The 16,647-nt window shown below is 68.2% G+C and carries 11 protein-coding genes; 4 read left to right on the forward strand and 7 right to left on the reverse strand.

The genetic code is table 11. The annotated features are described in order from the left end of the window. Positions 1 to 31 precede the first annotated feature (31 nt). Together gltB and IU514_RS04015 are read left to right on the forward strand one after the other, a co-directional pair. Positions 32 to 4,525: a glutamate synthase large subunit gene (gene gltB, locus IU514_RS04010; protein ID WP_194929784.1), complete on the forward strand. Its 4,494-nt coding sequence runs from the start codon at positions 32 to 34 to the stop codon at positions 4,523 to 4,525. 157 nt (positions 4,526 to 4,682) lie between these two features. Further along, positions 4,683 to 6,182, forward strand: a complete 1,500-nt coding sequence (locus tag IU514_RS04015; RefSeq protein ID WP_194929996.1) for an FAD-dependent oxidoreductase — start codon at positions 4,683 to 4,685, stop codon at positions 6,180 to 6,182. A 15-nt stretch (positions 6,183 to 6,197) separates the two neighbouring features. On the opposite strand, the gene folE is transcribed toward IU514_RS04015, so the two are convergent. The 7 genes from folE to IU514_RS04050 all read right to left on the reverse strand — a co-directional run bounded on the left by folE (position 6,198) and on the right by IU514_RS04050 (position 14,817). Then, positions 6,198 to 6,788: a GTP cyclohydrolase I FolE gene (gene folE / locus IU514_RS04020; RefSeq protein WP_194929785.1), complete on the reverse strand. Its 591-nt coding sequence runs from the start codon at positions 6,786 to 6,788 to the stop codon at positions 6,198 to 6,200. Positions 6,789 to 6,983: 195 nt separating this feature from the next. After that, the gene (locus tag IU514_RS04025) at positions 6,984 to 8,471 is read right to left on the reverse strand and encodes an efflux transporter outer membrane subunit (protein WP_194929786.1); all 1,488 of its coding nucleotides are present in this window, start codon (positions 8,469 to 8,471) and stop codon (positions 6,984 to 6,986) included. Beyond that, positions 8,465 to 9,193: an SDR family oxidoreductase gene (locus tag IU514_RS04030; RefSeq protein WP_194929787.1), complete on the reverse strand. Its 729-nt coding sequence runs from the start codon at positions 9,191 to 9,193 to the stop codon at positions 8,465 to 8,467. The genes IU514_RS04025 and IU514_RS04030 overlap by 7 nt, the downstream gene beginning before the upstream one ends. A 21-nt stretch (positions 9,194 to 9,214) precedes the next feature. After that, positions 9,215 to 12,382: an efflux RND transporter permease subunit gene (locus IU514_RS04035; RefSeq protein ID WP_194929788.1), complete on the reverse strand. Its 3,168-nt coding sequence runs from the start codon at positions 12,380 to 12,382 to the stop codon at positions 9,215 to 9,217. Positions 12,383 to 12,506: 124 nt separating this feature from the next. Continuing rightward, entirely contained in the window at positions 12,507 to 13,661 is a 1,155-nt protein-coding gene (locus tag IU514_RS04040) for an efflux RND transporter periplasmic adaptor subunit (RefSeq protein ID WP_194929789.1), read from the reverse strand. Positions 13,662 to 13,696: 35 nt separating this feature from the next. Beyond that, on the reverse strand, positions 13,697 to 14,551 hold the full coding sequence (locus tag IU514_RS04045) for an SDR family NAD(P)-dependent oxidoreductase (protein WP_194929790.1): 855 nt from the start codon (positions 14,549 to 14,551) through the stop codon (positions 13,697 to 13,699). Beyond that, positions 14,548 to 14,817 (reverse strand): DUF2798 domain-containing protein, encoded by a 270-nt coding sequence (locus IU514_RS04050; protein WP_194929791.1) that lies wholly within the window; start codon positions 14,815 to 14,817, stop codon positions 14,548 to 14,550. The genes IU514_RS04045 and IU514_RS04050 overlap by 4 nt, the downstream gene beginning before the upstream one ends. 205 nt (positions 14,818 to 15,022) lie before the next feature. Between IU514_RS04050 and IU514_RS04055 the strand changes: the two genes are divergently transcribed. Together IU514_RS04055 and IU514_RS04060 are read left to right on the forward strand one after the other, a co-directional pair. Next, positions 15,023 to 16,111, forward strand: a complete 1,089-nt coding sequence (locus IU514_RS04055) for a LysR family transcriptional regulator (protein WP_194929792.1) — start codon at positions 15,023 to 15,025, stop codon at positions 16,109 to 16,111. 66 nt (positions 16,112 to 16,177) lie between these two features. After that, the gene (locus IU514_RS04060) at positions 16,178 to 16,627 is read left to right on the forward strand and encodes a DUF2784 domain-containing protein (protein ID WP_194929793.1); all 450 of its coding nucleotides are present in this window, start codon (positions 16,178 to 16,180) and stop codon (positions 16,625 to 16,627) included. Positions 16,628 to 16,647: the final 20 nt, after the last annotated feature.

The raw sequence follows: 16,647 nt of genomic DNA on the forward strand, positions 1-16,647 counted from the left end.
TTTCGTTGTCCACGGTCTCTTTGGAGTAGCGATGGATCAGCCGTACCGCCCCGCCCATCCCCCGCGTCCGAACGGTCTTTACGACCCTCGCGATGAACGCGATGCCTGTGGCTTCGGCCTGATCGCGCAGCTCGACGACCGCGCCAGCCGCGCACTCGTGGATCGGGCGATCGATGCGCTGTCGCGCATGACCCACCGTGGCGGTGTCGCGGCCGACGGGCTCAGCGGCGATGGCTGCGGCCTGCTGATCCGGCAGCCCGACACCTTCCTGCGTGCGCTTGCCGCGGAAGCCGGCATCGCGCTCGGCGCGCACTACGCCGCCGGCCTGGTGTTCCTGCCGCACGACGACGGCGCGGCCGCGCATGCACGCGACACGCTCGGCCAGGCGCTGGCCGACGAACGTATCCGCGTCTGCGGCTGGCGCACCGTGCCGGTGGATGTCGAAGCCTGCGGCGAACTGGCACGGCGGACGATGCCGCGCATCGAGCAGGTATTCGTCGCGCCCGATTTCGCCTTCGACGCCGCGGCGTTCCAGCGTGCGCTGTTCCTCGCCCGCCGCCGTGCCGAACAGCGCCTGCGCGACGACGCATCCTTCGACAGCCGCGATTTCTACGTGGTCAGCCTGTCGGCAGCCAGCATCGGCTACAAGGGCATGGTGTTGCCGGAGCGGCTGGCGCAGCTCTATCCCGACCTGCGCCGCGACGACCTGCACAGCAGCGCGGTGGTGTTCCACCAGCGCTTCTCGACCAACACGACGCCGCGCTGGTCCTTGGCACAGCCGTTCCGGCTGCTCGCCCACAACGGCGAGATCAACACCATCGCCGGCAACCGCGCCTGGGCACAGGCGCGCGCGCACGCCTGGCGCACGCCGTCGCTGGATCTGCGCGAGTTCGACCCGGTCATCGTCACCGATGGCTCCGACTCACAGTCGCTCGACAACATGCTCGAACTGCTGCAGGCCGGCGGCATGGACCTGCTCAAGGCGATGCGGATACTGATCCCGCCCGCGACGCAGTCGCTGGAGTACAAGGACGCCGACCTCGCCGCGTTCTACGAGTACTACGCACTCAACACCGAGCCTTGGGACGGACCGGCCGGCATCGTCACCACCGACGGCCGCTACGCCGCATGCACGCTCGACCGCAACGGCCTGCGCCCGGCGCGCTGGCTGCGCACGCGCGATCGCCACTTCCTGATCGCCTCCGAGGCCGGCGTGTGGGACCTGCCGGCCGGCGAGACCGAAGCCAAGGGCAAGCTCGGCCCGGGCGAGATGATCGCCGCCGACCTGTACTCGGGCGAGCTGCTGGATACCGAAGCAATCGATCGCATCAACCGCGCCCGCGCGCCGTACAAGCGCTGGCTCAAGCAGGGCATGACCTACCTGCACAGCGAGCTGATCGATCCGAACCTTGCTGCGGAGCCTTTTCCGCCGGACACGCTGGCGACATTCCAGAAGCTCTTCCAGCTGACCCGTGAGGAACGCGAGCAGGTGCTGCGCCCGCTCGCCGAGACCGAGCAGGAAGGCATCGGCTCGATGGGCGACGACGTGCCGATGGCGGTGCTGAGTCAACAGGTGCGGCCGCTGTACGACTGCTTCCGCCAGGCCTTCGCGCAGGTGACCAATCCGCCGATCGATCCGCTGCGCGAGGACTGCGTGATGTCGCTGGCGGTGCAGCTCGGCCGCGAAGGCAACGTCTTCGTCGATGGGCCGGACAACGTCCGCCACGTGCACCTGAACTCGCCGGTGCTGGCGCAGCGCAAACTTCGCCAGTTGCTGGCGACCGCACCGTTCGACACCTCGAATCGGCTGATCCACCTGCACTACGCGCCTGAGGAAGGACTGCAGGCCGCGATCCAGCGCATCTGCGCCGAGGCCGAAGCCGCCGCGCGCGAAGGCATCGTGCTGCTGGTGCTGAGCGACCGCTATCCCGAGCGCGACCGGTTGATGGTGCATGCCCTGCTCGCCACCGGCGCGGTGCACCAGCACCTGGTGCGCACCGGCCTGCGCTGCGAGGCCAACCTGATCGTCGAAACGGGCACCGCGCGCGATCCGCACCACTTCGCCTGCCTGATCGGTTTCGGCGCGACCGCGGTGTATCCGTACCTGGCCTACCAGACGCTGCACGACCTGGGCGTGCGCAGCATCCTCAAGACCCGGCACGGCGAAGTCATGCAGATCGGCCGCAGCTACCGGCGCGGCATCAAGAAGGGCCTGCTGAAGATCATCTCGAAGATGGGCATCAGTACCATCGGCAGCTATCGCGGCGCGCAGCTGTTCGAGATCGTCGGCCTCGACCGCGAAGTCGTCGACCTGTGCTTCACCGGCACGCCATCGCGCATCGGCGGTGCGGGCTTCGATGCTCTGCACTCCGACGCCGAACATCTCGCTGCGCAGGCGTGGGACGCCTGCACGCTGCCGGAGATCGGCGGCCTGCTGAAGTACACGCCCGGCGGCGAGTACCACCTGTTCAATCCGGACGTGGTCACGCGCCTGCAGCGCGCGGTCGGCAGCGGCGACTGGAACGACTGGCAGCACTACGCGCAGGCGGTCAACGAACGGCCGACGGCAGCGCTGCGCGATCTTCTCGATCTTGAGGCCGGGGAGAGCGCACCGATTCCGCTGGAGCAGGTGGAACCGGTGGAGGCGATCGTGCGCCGCTTCGATTCGGCTGCGATGAGCCTGGGCGCGCTGTCGCCGGAGGCGCACGAAGCGCTGGCCATTGCGATGAACCGGCTCGGCGGACGCAGCAACTCCGGCGAAGGCGGTGAGGATCCGGTGCGCTACGGCACGGACAAGGTCTCGAAGATCAAGCAGATCGCTTCCGGCCGTTTCGGTGTGACGCCGGAATACCTGGTCAACGCCGAAGTGCTGCAGATCAAGATCGCGCAGGGCGCCAAGCCCGGCGAAGGCGGGCAGCTGCCGGGCCACAAGGTCAACGAACTGATCGCCCGGCTGCGCTACGCGACACCCGGCATCGGCCTGATCTCGCCGCCGCCGCATCACGACATCTATTCGATCGAGGACCTGGCGCAGCTGATCTTCGACCTCAAGCAGGTCAATCCGCAGGCGCTGGTGTCGGTGAAGCTCGTCTCGCACGCGGGCGTCGGCACGATCGCCACCGGCGTCGCCAAGGCCGGCGCCGACCTGATCACGATCTCCGGCCACGATGGTGGAACCGGCGCCAGCCCGCTGTCGTCGATCCGATACGCCGGCACGCCGTGGGAGCTGGGCCTGTCGGAAGCGCGTCAGGCCCTGCTCGCCAACGACCTTCGCGAGCGCGTGATCCTGCAGGCCGATGGCGGCCTCAAGAGCGGCCTGGACGTGGTCAAGGCAGCGCTGCTGGGCGCGGAGAGTTTCGGCTTCGGCACTGCGCCGATGATCGCGCTTGGCTGCAAGTACCTGCGCATCTGCCACCTCAACAACTGCGCCACCGGCGTGGCCACGCAGGACGATGCGCTGCGCCGCGACCACTTCACCGGCCTGCCCGAGCGTGTCGAGAACTTCTTCCGGCTGCTGGCCGAGGAAGTGCGGCATTGGCTGGCGCAACTGGGCGTGCGCACGCTGGGCGAGCTCGTCGGCCGCACCGATCTTCTGGTGCAAGCCGAGGGCGACGGAGCGCGCCAGCGACGCCTGGATCTCGCGCCGCTGCTGGCGGGCGACGGCCTGGCGCATGGCGGCCATTGCGGTGCGCCGCAGCCGGGGCCGGCGGTGGATGGACTCTCCGCGCGACTCGACGCCGAACTGGGCGATGCGATCGCCCGCAAGCAGGGCGGGGAGTTCAGCTATTCGATCCGCAACACCGATCGCAGCATCGGCGCGCGTCTCTCGGGACTGGTGGCGCGCCTGCACGGCGACAGCGGCATGGACGATGCGCCGGTGACGCTGCGCTTCGACGGCACGGCGGGACAGAGCTTCGGCGCGTTCAACGCTGGCGGCCTGCAGTTCGAGCTGCATGGCGAAGCCAACGACTACGTCGGCAAGGGCATGGCGGGCGGACGCATCGTGATCCGTCCGCCGCACGGCGCACGCTATGCCGCGCACGAGACGCCAATCCTCGGCAACACCTGCCTGTACGGCGCCACCGGTGGCGAGCTCTATGCGTCCGGACGCGCCGGCGAGCGGTTCGCCGTGCGCAACTCCGGCGCGACTGCGGTGGTGGAAGGCGCGGGCGACCACTGCTGCGAGTACATGACCGGTGGCGTGGTCGCGGTGCTGGGCCGTACCGGGCTGAACTTCGGCGCTGGCTTCACCGGTGGCATGGCCTACGTGCTCGACACCGAGCGCGACTTCGTCGACCGCTACAACCACGAACTGATCGACATCCTGCGCATCGCCGGCGACGGCTTCGAGCACCATCGTTCGCACCTGCGCGACCTGCTGGAGGCGCACGCGCGGCTCACGGGCAGCGCATGGACGCATCGCATCCTCGACGAGATGCGCGACTTCATGGGCAAGTTCTGGCTGGTGAAGCCGAAGGCGGCCAGCCTGGAGTCGTTGGCGGAGAACCTGAGGAGGGCGGCGTGATCGCGCTGCCCGTGCTCCGCACGAACAGCCCCAGGACTTGCTCCGCAAGTCCCGGGCCCCGCTATGTGCTTCCGATCCCCGCCCCTTCGGGGCGCCCCCTTACCAAGGGGGCGTTCCCCCAGCAGTTCAATCGCGAGGGCGCAGCTGCGTGAGCAAGATGGAAGGCAAGAAGCCCGATGCCAGCAAGCCCGCCTTCGCGTTCCGCGAAACGCCGCGGAAGATGCCGGCGCGCATTCCTCTGGAGTTGCGGCAGCGCGGTGACTGGGGCGAGCTCTACGGCCGCTTCGGCGAGGCCGATGCGAAGCACCAGTCGGGCCGCTGCCTGGATTGCGGGAATCCCTATTGCTCGTGGAAATGCCCACTGCACAACTACATTCCGCGCTGGCTCGAACTGGCGCGCGAAGGCCGCATCCATGAAGCCGCCGCACTCGCGCACGAAACGAATCCGCTGCCGGAGGTGTGCGGCCGCGTATGCCCGCAGGATCGCCTGTGCGAAGGCAGTTGCACGCTCAATGACGGTTTCGGCGCGGTCACGATCGGCGCGGTCGAGAAGTACATCGTCGATCGCGCACTGGACGAAGGCTGGCGTCCGGACCTGTCGCGCGTCACCGCAACGGGAAAGCGCGTGGCGGTGATCGGCGCAGGCCCGGCCGGCCTGTCGTGTGCGGACCGGCTGGCGCGCGCGGGCGTGCAGGCGGTGGTGTACGACCGCTACGAACAGATCGGCGGGCTGCTGCACTTCGGCATTCCCAGCTTCAAGCTGGAGAAGTCCGTGATGGCGCAGCGCCGCGCGGTGCTGGAGGACATGGGCGTGCAGTTCCGCCTTGGCGTCGAGATCGGTCGCGATGTCGGCATGGACGACCTGCTCTCGCAGTACGACGCGGTGTTCCTCGGCCTTGGCAGCTATCGCTACACCGACGGCGGCCTGCCGGGACAGGACCTGCGGAACGTGCTGCCGGCGCTGCCCTTCCTGGTGCAGAACGGCCGCCTCGTGCACGGCGACGACGACGCGTCGTCGCGTGCCATTGCCGGCTGGGAAGACCATGTCGAACTGCCCGACCTGCGCGGCAAGCGCGTGGTCGTGCTCGGTGGTGGCGACACCGGCATGGACTGCGTGCGCAGCGCCGTGCGCCTGGGTGCCGCGCGCGTGACCTGCGCTTACCGCCGCGACGAGGCGAACATGCCCGGCTCGTCACGCGAAGTCGCCAATGCGCGCGAGGAAGGCGTGCAGTTCCTGTTCAACCGCCAGCCGCTGGCGCTGCTCGGAGACGAGTCCGTGACGGGTGTGCGCGTCGCCGAGACGCGATTGAGCGACCCGGATGCGAACGGCCGCCAGCGCGCGGAGGTGGTTCCCGGCAGCGAATCGGTGCTGGCTGCCGACGTGGTGATCATCGCCTTCGGCTTCCAGCCCGATCCGCCCGCATGGCTGGCCGAACACGGCATCGCACTGTCCGATAACGGCCGCATCCGCGTCATGCAGACGGAAGGCTGCGCATCCCGTCGCAAGCCGGCCGCCGATGGCGCGCTGCCGTACCAGACCACGAACCCACGCGTGTTCGCCGGCGGCGACAGTGTGCGCGGCGCCGATCTGGTGGTGACGGCGGCGTACGAGGGCCGCGAAGCAGCGGCGGGGATGGTGCGGTTTCTGGTGGGATAGGTCCCTGGGAGGGGCTTACCGCCCCGGCCCCACATCGATGAACTGCAGGAACTCCGCGCGCGTCCGCGCATCCTCGCGGAAGCTGCCTAGCATCTTCGAGGTGATCATGCTGACGCCGCGCTTGTGCACACCGCGCGTGGTCATGCACTCGTGCGAACCCTCGATCACCACGCCGACGCCGCGCGGTTGCAGTACGTCCTGGATCACCTGGGCGATCTGCGCGGTCAGCTTTTCCTGCACCTGCAGGCGGCGCGCGTAAGTCTCGACGACGCGGGCCAGCTTGCTGATGCCGACGACCTTGCCGTCGGGCAGGTAGCCGACATGCGCCTTGCCGATGATCGGCGCCATGTGGTGCTCGCAATGGCTCTCGAACTCGATGTCGCGCAGCACGATCATCTCGTCGTAACCCTCGACTTCCTCGAAGGTGCGCTTCAGGTACTCGGCCGGGTCGTCGCTGTAGCCGCTGAACCAGTCGCCGAAGGCGTCGACGACGCGCTTGGGGGTGTCCAGCAGGCCTTCACGCTGCGGGTTGTCGCCCGCCCAGCTGAGCAGGGTGCGGACGGCCGCTTCGGCCTGGTCGCGGGATGGCTTGTTCTGGTCGGCCATGGCAGCGGCTCCTTGGGGGATCGGCATCCTACACCCCGCGTCGTGGTACTGAAAAAAAAGCCGCCCGGAGGCGGCCATGAAACCGCGCCTGCGGATGGGGAATCGCGGCAGGCGCAGGGCGGAAAGGTGGGCGGGCCGGGGGCATGCAAGACGAGGGAGGGAACCTTGCCAACCCCGACCCACCCAGACCTGGACCTACTGCCGCGCGATCTCCTCGCGCACCGGCACGCGCGTCGGCCAGCCGCCGGCCATCGCCTTGTACAGCGCGACCGCACCGGTGACGCTGCGGGTGCGGCCGTCGGCGAATGCTTCCTGCGCCACCAGCTGGTTGCGCTCGGCGTCGAGCACCTCCAGCAGGTCGGCGGCGCCGGCCTCGTAACGCACGCGCGCCAACTGCGCGGCGCGGGCGCTGTCGATGGCCGCCTGCTCCAGGTGGCGGTCTTCGACGCGGGCGCGGGCGTAGCGCACCAGCGCGTTCTCGGTTTCTTCCAGCGCCAGCAGCACGGTCTGCTGGTATCGCGCCAGCTCGCCTTCGGCGCTGGCATCGGCGGCGGCGATGCGGGCACGCACCCGGCCGACGTCGAGGAAGGACCAGTCGATGCCCAGCGCGACCAGTCGCGTCTCGCTGTCGCGTTCGAACAGCGCGCTGCTGTCGATCGCCTGGCTGCCGATCAGTCCGCCGAGCGTGAAGCGCGGGAACAGATCCGCGGTCGCCACGCCGATCCGCGCGGTGGCGGCGTGCAGGCGCTGTTCGGCGGCGGCCACGTCGGGACGGCGGCGCAGCAGGTCGCCGGGCGTGCCGGCGTCCAACCGTGCCGGCAACGCAGGCAACGGGTTCTGCGGCGTCAGCTCGGCGATCAGCGCATCGGGCGTCTGTCCGGTGAGGACGGCCAGGCGGTGCATCGTCACCGCCACCTGCGCCTCCAGCGCGGGCACGCGGGCGCGCGTCGTTTCGAGCTGGGCGTTGGCGCGCGAGGTGTCGAACTCGGTGCCGCGGCCGGCATCGAAACGCGCCTGCACCAGGCGCATCGTTTCGCCCTGGTTCTTCTCGTTCTCCTGGGCGACGCGCAGGCGTTCCTGCAGGCCACGCAGTTCGACGTAGCTTCGCGCGACCTCGCCGACGATGGCGACCTGCAACGCGTCCAGGTCGGCGGCGCTGGCCCAGGCTTCGGCACGCTGCGATTCGACGCCGCGGCGAACACGACCGAACAGGTCCAGCTCCCAGCTCAGGTTGGCCTGCACGCCATAGCTCTCGGCATCGCGTGCGTCGCGGTCCACGCCCGGCAGCTGATCGGCGCTGGCGCGCGAATCGCTGGCCGTGGCGCTGGCCGTGACCGTGGGAAAGCGGTCGAACTTGGCGCCGCGCAGCAATGCATTGGCACGGTCGTAGCTCGCCAGCGCGATGCGCAGGTCGTGGTTGGCCGCCAGCGCCTCGTCTACCAGACGCGTCAGCATCGGGTCGTTGAAGCTGTGCCAGAACTCGGCGTCGGCTTCAGGCGACGGCGCCGCCACCTCCGACGCCGTAGCGTCGGCAGGTGCAGGTGCGGTCGCGGCCTCGCCGGTGCTCTCGCTGCGTGCGAAGTGCTCCGGCGTCGCCATCGTCGGCCGCACGTAGTCCGGTCCGACCGCGCATGCGGCGAGCAATGCGGTGGAAAGGGCGACAGTCAGCGCACGGATCACCATGGCATCACCTGCCCCAGGTGAGTGAAGCTGCCATTGGCGCCGTTCGCATCGACCAGCGCCATCTCCACGCTGCTTCGCGCGCCCGTGGCGATATCGAGCTCGCCATTGCCGTTCATGTCGGTCTTCACCGAGCCTGGGTGGATGGTGTTGACCTTGATCGGCGTGTTGCGCAGCTCGTGCGCCAGCTGTGTCGTCCACGCGTTCACCGCCGCCTTGGAGACGTTGTAGGCCGGCACCTTGAAATCGTAGATGGGCGATGCCGGATCGGCGTGCTCCGTTAGCGATCCCAGCAGGCTCGACACGTTGACGATGCGCGCGGCCGGGGCGTTGCGCAGCAACGGAAGGAATGCCTGCGTCACCGCAATCAGGCCAAACACATTGGTATCGAACGTCGTGCGCCAGGTCTCCAGCGATTGCTGCGACGGCGTCCTGGTCATGTCGTCGATGAAGATGCCGGCGTTGTTGACCAGGATGTCGAGCTTGCCGTGGCGCGCGTTCACTGCCGCCACCGCGTCTGCGATGCTGGCCGCATCGGTGACATCAAGCGCAATGGCCTCCACCGGCAGGCCGATGTCCTGCAACTCCAACGCGGCTTCCACCGCTTTCAGGCGATCACGCCCGGCCAGCAGCGTGTGCACGCCCGACGCGGCCAGCTGGCGCACGGTTTCCAGGCCGATGCCGCGGGTGGCGCCGGTGACGAGGGCGATCTTTTCGGTTTGCATGAACTATCTCCAGGAAACGAGTCAGGCTTCGGTGGCGACGTGGGCGGGCGCCTTGTCGTGGCGCACCAGCGGACGCCCGGCCAGCTTGCGCAGCGCGACGTAGAACACCGGGGTGAGGAACAGGCCGAACAGGGTCACGCCGAGCATGCCGGCGAACACGGTGATGCCGGTGACCGAACGCACCTCGGCGCCGGCGCCATGACCGATCACCAGCGGGATCGTGCCGGCGATGAAAGCGATCGAGGTCATCACGATCGGACGCAGGCGCAGACGGCAAGCTTCCAGGGCCGCCTCCACGATTCCCTTGCCCTGCAACTCCAGCTCTCGGGCGAACTCGACGATCAGGATCGCGTTCTTGCACGCCAGGCCCATCAGCACGACCAGGCCGACCTGCACGAACACGTTGTTGTCGCCACCGGTCAGCCACACACCCAACAGGGCGGACAGCAGCGTCATCGGCACGATCAGGATCACGGCCAGCGGCAGCGTCCAGCTTTCGTACAGCGCGGCCAGCACCAGGAAGGCCAGCAGCACCGCCAGCGGGAACACGATCAGCGCGGCATTGCCCTGCGTGGCCTGCTGGTAGCTCAGGTCGGTCCATTCGATGGTCATTCCGTTGGGCAGCACCTTCGACGACATCTCCGTCAGCGTGTCCATGGCCTGCGCCGAGGACAGCATGCGCGGGTCGGCTTCGCCGGCCAGGTCGGCCGCCGGATAGCCGTTGAAGCGCAGTACCGGGTCGGGGCCGTAGGTCTGACGGATCTTCACCATCGAACCGATCGGCACCATCTCGCCGCGGTCATTGCGGGTGCGCAGGTTGGCGATGTCCTCGACGCTGTCGCGGAAGGAACCATCCGCCTGCGCGATCACCTGCCAGGTGCGGCCGAACTGGTTGAAGTCGTTGACGTAGGCCGAACCCAGGTAGGTCTGCAGCGTGTCAAACAGCTCGGTCAGCGGCACGCCCTGCGCCTTGGCCTTGACGCGATCGACCTCGGCGTCGAGCTGCGGCACGTTGGCCTGGTAGCTGCTGATCGGGAAGCCCATGCCCGGCGTCTGCGCGACTGCGCCCTGGAACGACTGCACCGCGTTCTGCAGCGCGCCGTAGCCTAGGTTGCCGCGGTCCTCGATGAACATCTGGTAGCCGTTGCCGTTGCCGAGGCCGAGGATCGGCGGCGGCATGAAGGAGAACGTGAAGCCCTCCTGCAGCCCTGCGATCTTCTGGTTGATCTCGGCGTTGATCTCCGCCGCGCTGCGAGTGCGCTCGCTGAAAGGCTTCAGCGGGAAGAACGCCACACCGGTGTTGGGCGTGTTGGTGAACTGCAGTGCGTTCAGGCCCGGGAACGCGATCGAGTGTGCGACGCCCTCGGTATTCATCGCGATATCGCTGACCTTGCGCAGCAGTTCATCGGTGCGCGCGATCGACGAGCCTTCCGGCAGCTTCACGCCGGCGATCAGGTACAGCTTGTCCTGGGTCGGGATGAAGCCGGCCGGCACCGCCCTGAACATCAGGCCGGTCGCGACCAGCAGCACCGCGTAGACGACGAACACCGTGCCGCGGCGGCCGAGCGTGCGCGACACCGCGCCCTCGTACTTCTCGGAACTGGTGTTGAAGAAACGGTTGAACGGGCGGAAAAGCCAGCCGAACAGGCGGTCGATCAGGCGCGACGGCGCATCCTTGGCCGCGCCGTGAGGCTTGAGCAGGCGCGCGGCCAATGCCGGCGACAGCGTCAGCGAGTTGATCGCCGAGATCACCGTCGAGATGGCGATGGTCACCGCGAACTGCTTGTAGAACGCACCGGTCACGCCCGACAGGAACGCCATCGGCACGAACACGGCGCACAGCACCAGCGCGATCGCGATGATCGGCCCGGACACTTCCTTCATCGCCAAGTGCGCCGCTTCGAGGGGCGTTGCGCCGTGCTCGATGTGGCGCTCGACGTTCTCCACGACCACGATCGCGTCGTCGACGACGATGCCGATCGCCAGCACCAGGCCGAACAGCGTCAGCGTGTTGATCGAGAAGCCGAGCAGGTACAGCGCGGCGAAGGTACCGACGATCGACACCGGCACGGCGATCAGCGGAATGATCGAGGCGCGCCAGGTCTGCAGGAACAGGATCACCACCAGCACGACCAGAAGGACCGCTTCCAGCAGCGTGGTCACCACCGCGTTGATCGAATCGCGCACGAAGATCGTCGTGTCGTAGACCGACTCGTACTTGATGCCTTCCGGGAAGCGCTTGGACGTTTCCTCCATGGTCTTGATGACCGAGTCGCGGATCTCGAGCGCGTTCGCGCCCGGCGCCTGGAAGATGCCGATGCCGACCGCGCTCTTGCCGTCGAGCTGCGAGCGCAGCGTGTAGTCACCGGCGCCCAGTTCCAGCCGGGCGACGTCGGACAGGCGCACGATCTCGCCGCCTTCGCCGCTCTTGAGCACGATGTCACCGAACTCCTGTTCGGTGCGCAGCCGTCCCTGGGCGTTGATCAGGGTCAGGAAGTTGCTGTTGGGCAGCGGCTCGGCGCCGAGCTGGCCGGCGGACACCTGCACGTTCTGTTCGCGCATCGCCCGCACGACGTCGCCGGCGGTCAGGCCGCGCGAGGCGATCTTGTCCGGGTCGAGCCAGGCACGCATGGCGTAGTCGCCACCGCCGAAGATCTGCGCGTCGCCGACACCGGGGAGGCGCGCCAGCGCGTCCTTGACGTGCAGGCGCGCGTAGTTGCGCAGGTACAGCGTGTCGTACTTGCCGTTGGGCGAGGTCAGGTGCACGACCATCAGGAAGGTCGGCGACTGCTTCTGCGTAGTGACGCCCTGCCTTCTCACGTCCTCGGGCAGGCGCGCGAGCGCCTGGCTGACGCGGTTCTGCACGCGCACCGCCGCGTCATCGGCGTCGGTGCCCGGGCGGAAGGTCGCGGTGATCACGAGCACGCCGTCGGAGCCGGCGACGGACTTGATGTACATCATGTCCTCGACGCCGTTGATTGCTTCCTCCAGCGGCGTGGCCACGGTTTCGGCGATCACCTTCGGGTTGGCGCCCGGATACACCGTGCGCACCACTACCGACGGCGGCACGACTTCCGGGTATTCGCTGATCGGCAGCATCGGGATCGAGATCAGGCCCGCGGCGAAGATCACGATCGAGAGCACCGCGGCGAAGATCGGCCGGTCGATGAAGAATTTGGAAAAGTCCATGAGGGTTCCCTCGTACGGCGCGCGGCCGCATGAATCCATTCCTGCGCGTCGACGCGCAGGGACGTAGGTGCTTTCGTTTTGCCCCTCCCCTTCGCGGTCGGCGAAAGGGAGGGAGCGGAGCGCGTTACTTCATCGCAACCTGCGGTGCCGGCGGCGGCGCACCCATCGCGATCTTCTTCGGCGTTACCGGCATGCCGGGGAAGAACACCTTCTGCACGCCGTGCACGATCACCTTGTCGGTCGGCATCAGGCCCGAGCTGACCACGCGCAGGCCATCCACCACGCGACCGAGCACGATGTCCTTGCGGACGGCGGCGTTCTTCGGGCCGAGCACGTAGACGTACTTGCGGTCCTGGTCGGTGAGCACGGCCTTGTCGTCGATCAGCATCGCCTTGAACTCGCCGCTGCCTTCCAGCTGCACGCGGGCGAACAGGCCCGGCGTGAAGATGCGGTCGGGATTGCGCAGCACCGCGCGGGCACGGATCGTGCCGGTGGTGGAGTCGACCTGGTTGTCGATGAAGTCGACGGTGCCTTCGTGCGGATAGCCCTGCTCACTGGCGAGACCGACGCGGACCGGGTTCTTCGATTCGGCGCGCTCGCCCTTGCGGGCCAGTTCCTGGTAGCGCAGGAAGCTCTGCTCGTCGCTTTCGAAATAGACGTACACCGGGTCCTGCGACACGACCGTGGTCAGCATCGTCGCATCGGCCTGGGCGAGGTTGCCCTCGGTCACCAGCGCGCGACCGGCGCGGCCGTCGATCGGTGCGCGCACCTGCGTGAACTGCAGGTCAAGCTGCGCGTTCTGGACGGCGGCCTCGGCAGCGCGTACGGCAGCGTTGCTTTGCGTGGTCGCGGCGCGGCGAGTCTCGAACTCCTCGCGCGAGATCGCCTTGGCTTCGACCAGCGTCTGCGCGCGCTTGTCCTGGGTTTGCGCCAGTCGTGCTTCGGCGCGCGTGCGTTCGAGTTCGGCCTGCGCCTGTGCGAACTGCGCCTGGTAGCGGCGCTGGTCGATCACGAACAGCAGGTCGCCCTTCTTCACTTCCTGGCCTTCCTGGAAGGCGACGCGCTCGACGTAGCCGCTCACGCGCGGACGCAGTTCGACGGTTTCGACCGCGCTGACGCGGCCGGTGAAGTCGTCCCATTCACGGACTTGCTTGTTCAGGACCTGCGCCACGCTGACTTCCGGCGGCGGCGGTGCGGAGCTGGGCTCGGCCTGGCTGGTGCAACCGGCCATGACGAGGACGGCCAGCAGTCCCGCGGTAAGAGCGATCTGGTGCGTCATCCCGGTTCCGGACCGGGCCAATGCTTTGCGGGAGTTCATGGGGAGGAAGGTTCCTGGTTTCGATTGGGGGACATCAGGTTCTTCAGCAGCGTGCGCGCGTCCTGCAGACACCGTGATGGCAGCAGAGCGTCGTCGCCTGCGGCCAATGGCGGATTCGCCTGCTCCTGATGCGACGATTGCAGAGGCGGTGTTTCGACATCGACGGCCGCCGGATCGAAATGCACCACCGGGTCGGCCTTGCCGCGCGGCTTGACGATCAACGACAGCGCCTGCCGGCCGACGGCGAGCGCGCTGGGCCATTGCGGGCAGGCATGGGCGCGGTTGTCCTCGGTGCACAGCGGGCTGTCGATCGCCAGCAGCTGCACGCGTACCGGCAGCGCACGCGCTTCGTCATGCAGCACGCGGGCCAGCATGTTCAGCGCCGCAGCGCTGATCGAGCGGTGGCCGTAACCGGCCCACGGGTGTTCGCTGCCTGGACCGCCGATCAGCAGGTAGCCGCTGCCGCGGTTGTCCTCGGCCAGCAGCGGCAGCAGATTGCGGGCGGCGGCCAGATGCGGCAGCACGTCCTCGTCGAAGCGGCGTTGCAGGTAAGCGGCCGGGTGGTCGAGCAGCCGGCCGCGCGCCATGCCACCACAGACGCTGGCGATCACGCCACCGAGCGGACGACCCTGCTTGCGCAGCGCCTTGGCGAGACGGGCACCGTCCTCGTCGCTGGCCACCGTGGCGGCCAGCACGGTCAGGTCGGCACCGACGTGGCGGGCCTGGAGCTGCTTCAGGCCGTCGGCGTCGCGGGCGACCGCGATCACCGGCCAGCCGGCTTCCACGGCCGCTTCAACGACGCCGCGACCGACACTGCCGGTCGCGCCGAGGACGACGAGGGGGGATTTCACTGTCCCAGCCTCGGGACAGTTACTCCCACATGCGGGACGGTTGCGGGGTGGGTGACCCGCTTGAGCACGGCGCTGAGGATCGGCAGCACCAGCATGGCGGCCGGCAGCGCGATGGTGAAGGCCAGCACCCAGGCCATCATCCAGGCCTCGGCCGGACCGGCCTCCAGGCCCTGGCGGAACACGACCGCCGCCAATCCGATCAAGGCCGACATGGCGATCAGCATCAGCGGTAGGAAGGCGAAGCGGGCTTGGCGGGGGGTCAACATGGCAGCGGGACCGGGGGAGGTTGCGGCAAAGACTAGACCTCGACCCGGCACTTGATTAGCCGGCAATTGAGGGAATAATTGTCCCGGAATCGGTCCAATCCCCGCGGCCACCCCTCCCGCCCGGCCGCTAGACTGGCCCACGAGCGGGACCACCCGCCTCCGGAGACGGCCCTTCCCGTCGCCCCACTGCCAGGAGTCCCCCACCATGGCCCGCGATCTCAACGACACCCTGATCTTCGTCAAGGTGGTCGAGCATGGAAGCTTCATCTCCGCAGCGCGCTCGTTGCGCCTGCCCAAGACCACGGTCAGCCGCAAGGTGCAGGAACTGGAAACGCGCCTGGGCGCGCAGCTGCTGCATCGCACGACGCGCAAGCTCGGCCTCACCGAGGCCGGCAACATCTACTTCGAGCATTGCCAGCGCATCTCGCGAGAACTCGACGAAGCCGAGAGCGCGGTGGGCCAGTTGCAGGGCGGTCCGCGTGGATGGCTGCGCTTCACCGCGCCGTACTCGCTCGGCAACACCTGGATCGCGCCGCTGCTCGGCGAGTTCCACGCGCGCCATCCGGAAGTGCGCGTGGAAATGGTCCTGACCAACGAAGCCGTCGACATCATCGACAAGGAACTCGACGTCGCACTGCGCGTGGGCAACCTGCCCGACTCCAACCTCATCGCCCGCAAGCTCGCCACGTTCCGCACGCAGGTCTACGCCAGCCCGAATTACATCGCGCGCCATGGCGAGCCGCTGCATCCGGACGACCTGCAGCACCATCGCACGGTGGCGATGCCGAAATACCGCCGCAACGGCCAGTACTTCTGGCCGCTGAGCGATGGCACGCGCAGCGTCGACTTCCGCATCGACCCGGTGCTGGTCGCCAACGACCCCGGCCCGCTCAGCGGCGCGCTGCTGTGCGGCGAAGGACTGATGATGGCCGCCGACGTCACCGTGAAGGCCTACGCCGAACAGGGCTACGTGCAGCGCGTGCTGGCCGGCTGGGTCGGCCCGGAGTACGAGTTCAACGCCGTGTTCCCGCGCGGCCGCGTGCAGTCGCCGAAGGTGCGGGCGTTCGTGGACTTCCTGGTCGAGCGGCTCAACTTCGACGCCGACTACATGCAGGTGCTCTGCCCGAACGTGCGCGCCCGCTACGAAGCCGCCGGACGTGCTTCCGCCGATGCGATCAGCGCCGAGCTGGCCAAGGTCGCCAAGCATCCGGTCGCCAAGGCGAAGCGCAAGAAGGTCGCGGAGCCGGCAGTGGAGGAAGCCTTCGGCAGCGACGATCCGGCCGCCCTCGTGTAACCCGCGCCATCGCGTCGTCGCGGCAACCGGTTTCGGCGACGACGCAACCTTCGCGGAGATTTGGTCATGCCGGAGCTGTGGCCTTATCGCCTGCTCGCCGACGCGGTGCTGGTCGTGCACTTCGCGATCGTGCTGTTCGTGATTGGCGGGTTGCTCGCCGTTGTGATCGGCAACCGCCTTGCGTCATGGCCATGGGTGAATAGCTGGTGGTTCCGCGTCGCGCACCTGGTAGCGATCGCGATCGTCGCGGCGCAGGCGTGGTTCGGCGTGCTCTGTCCGCTCACCACGCTCGAGGCGTGGCTGCGCGAGCAGGCCGGCGAGACGACGCACGGCGGCAGCTTTGTCGCCTACTGGCTGCAGCGACTGATGTTCTTCGAGGCACCGCCGTGGGTGTTCACCGCGGCGTATACCGGGTTCGGACTACTGGTCGCGCTGGCATGGTGGCGCTGGCCGCCGCGACGGCGCACGCGCAGCCCGGGCACGGACCAGAAGAAATCACATTTCCCGCCGCGTTGAGGCTCAATGCCCCGCGCTCG

The sequence above is a fragment of the Lysobacter niastensis genome (assembly GCF_015453285.1).
In the GTDB taxonomy this organism is placed as follows: domain Bacteria; phylum Pseudomonadota; class Gammaproteobacteria; order Xanthomonadales; family Xanthomonadaceae; genus Lysobacter_J; species Lysobacter_J niastensis.

What these genes read in the sequence shown, in the direction of transcription:
- gltB (WP_194929784.1), top strand. Translation starts at nt 32, where the DNA reads ATGGATCAGCCGTACCGCCCCGCCCATCCCCCGCGTCCGAACGGTCTT.
- IU514_RS04015 (WP_194929996.1), top strand. Translation starts at nt 4,683, where the DNA reads ATGGAAGGCAAGAAGCCCGATGCCAGCAAGCCCGCCTTCGCGTTCCGC.
- folE (WP_194929785.1), bottom strand. Translation starts at nt 6,788, where the DNA reads ATGGCCGACCAGAACAAGCCATCCCGCGACCAGGCCGAAGCGGCCGTC.
- IU514_RS04025 (WP_194929786.1), bottom strand. Translation starts at nt 8,471, where the DNA reads ATGGTGATCCGTGCGCTGACTGTCGCCCTTTCCACCGCATTGCTCGCC.
- IU514_RS04030 (WP_194929787.1), bottom strand. Translation starts at nt 9,193, where the DNA reads ATGCAAACCGAAAAGATCGCCCTCGTCACCGGCGCCACCCGCGGCATC.
- IU514_RS04035 (WP_194929788.1), bottom strand. Translation starts at nt 12,382, where the DNA reads ATGGACTTTTCCAAATTCTTCATCGACCGGCCGATCTTCGCCGCGGTG.
- IU514_RS04040 (WP_194929789.1), bottom strand. Translation starts at nt 13,661, where the DNA reads ATGACGCACCAGATCGCTCTTACCGCGGGACTGCTGGCCGTCCTCGTC.
- IU514_RS04050 (WP_194929791.1), bottom strand. Translation starts at nt 14,817, where the DNA reads ATGTTGACCCCCCGCCAAGCCCGCTTCGCCTTCCTACCGCTGATGCTG.
- IU514_RS04055 (WP_194929792.1), top strand. Translation starts at nt 15,023, where the DNA reads ATGGCCCGCGATCTCAACGACACCCTGATCTTCGTCAAGGTGGTCGAG.
- IU514_RS04060 (WP_194929793.1), top strand. Translation starts at nt 16,178, where the DNA reads ATGCCGGAGCTGTGGCCTTATCGCCTGCTCGCCGACGCGGTGCTGGTC.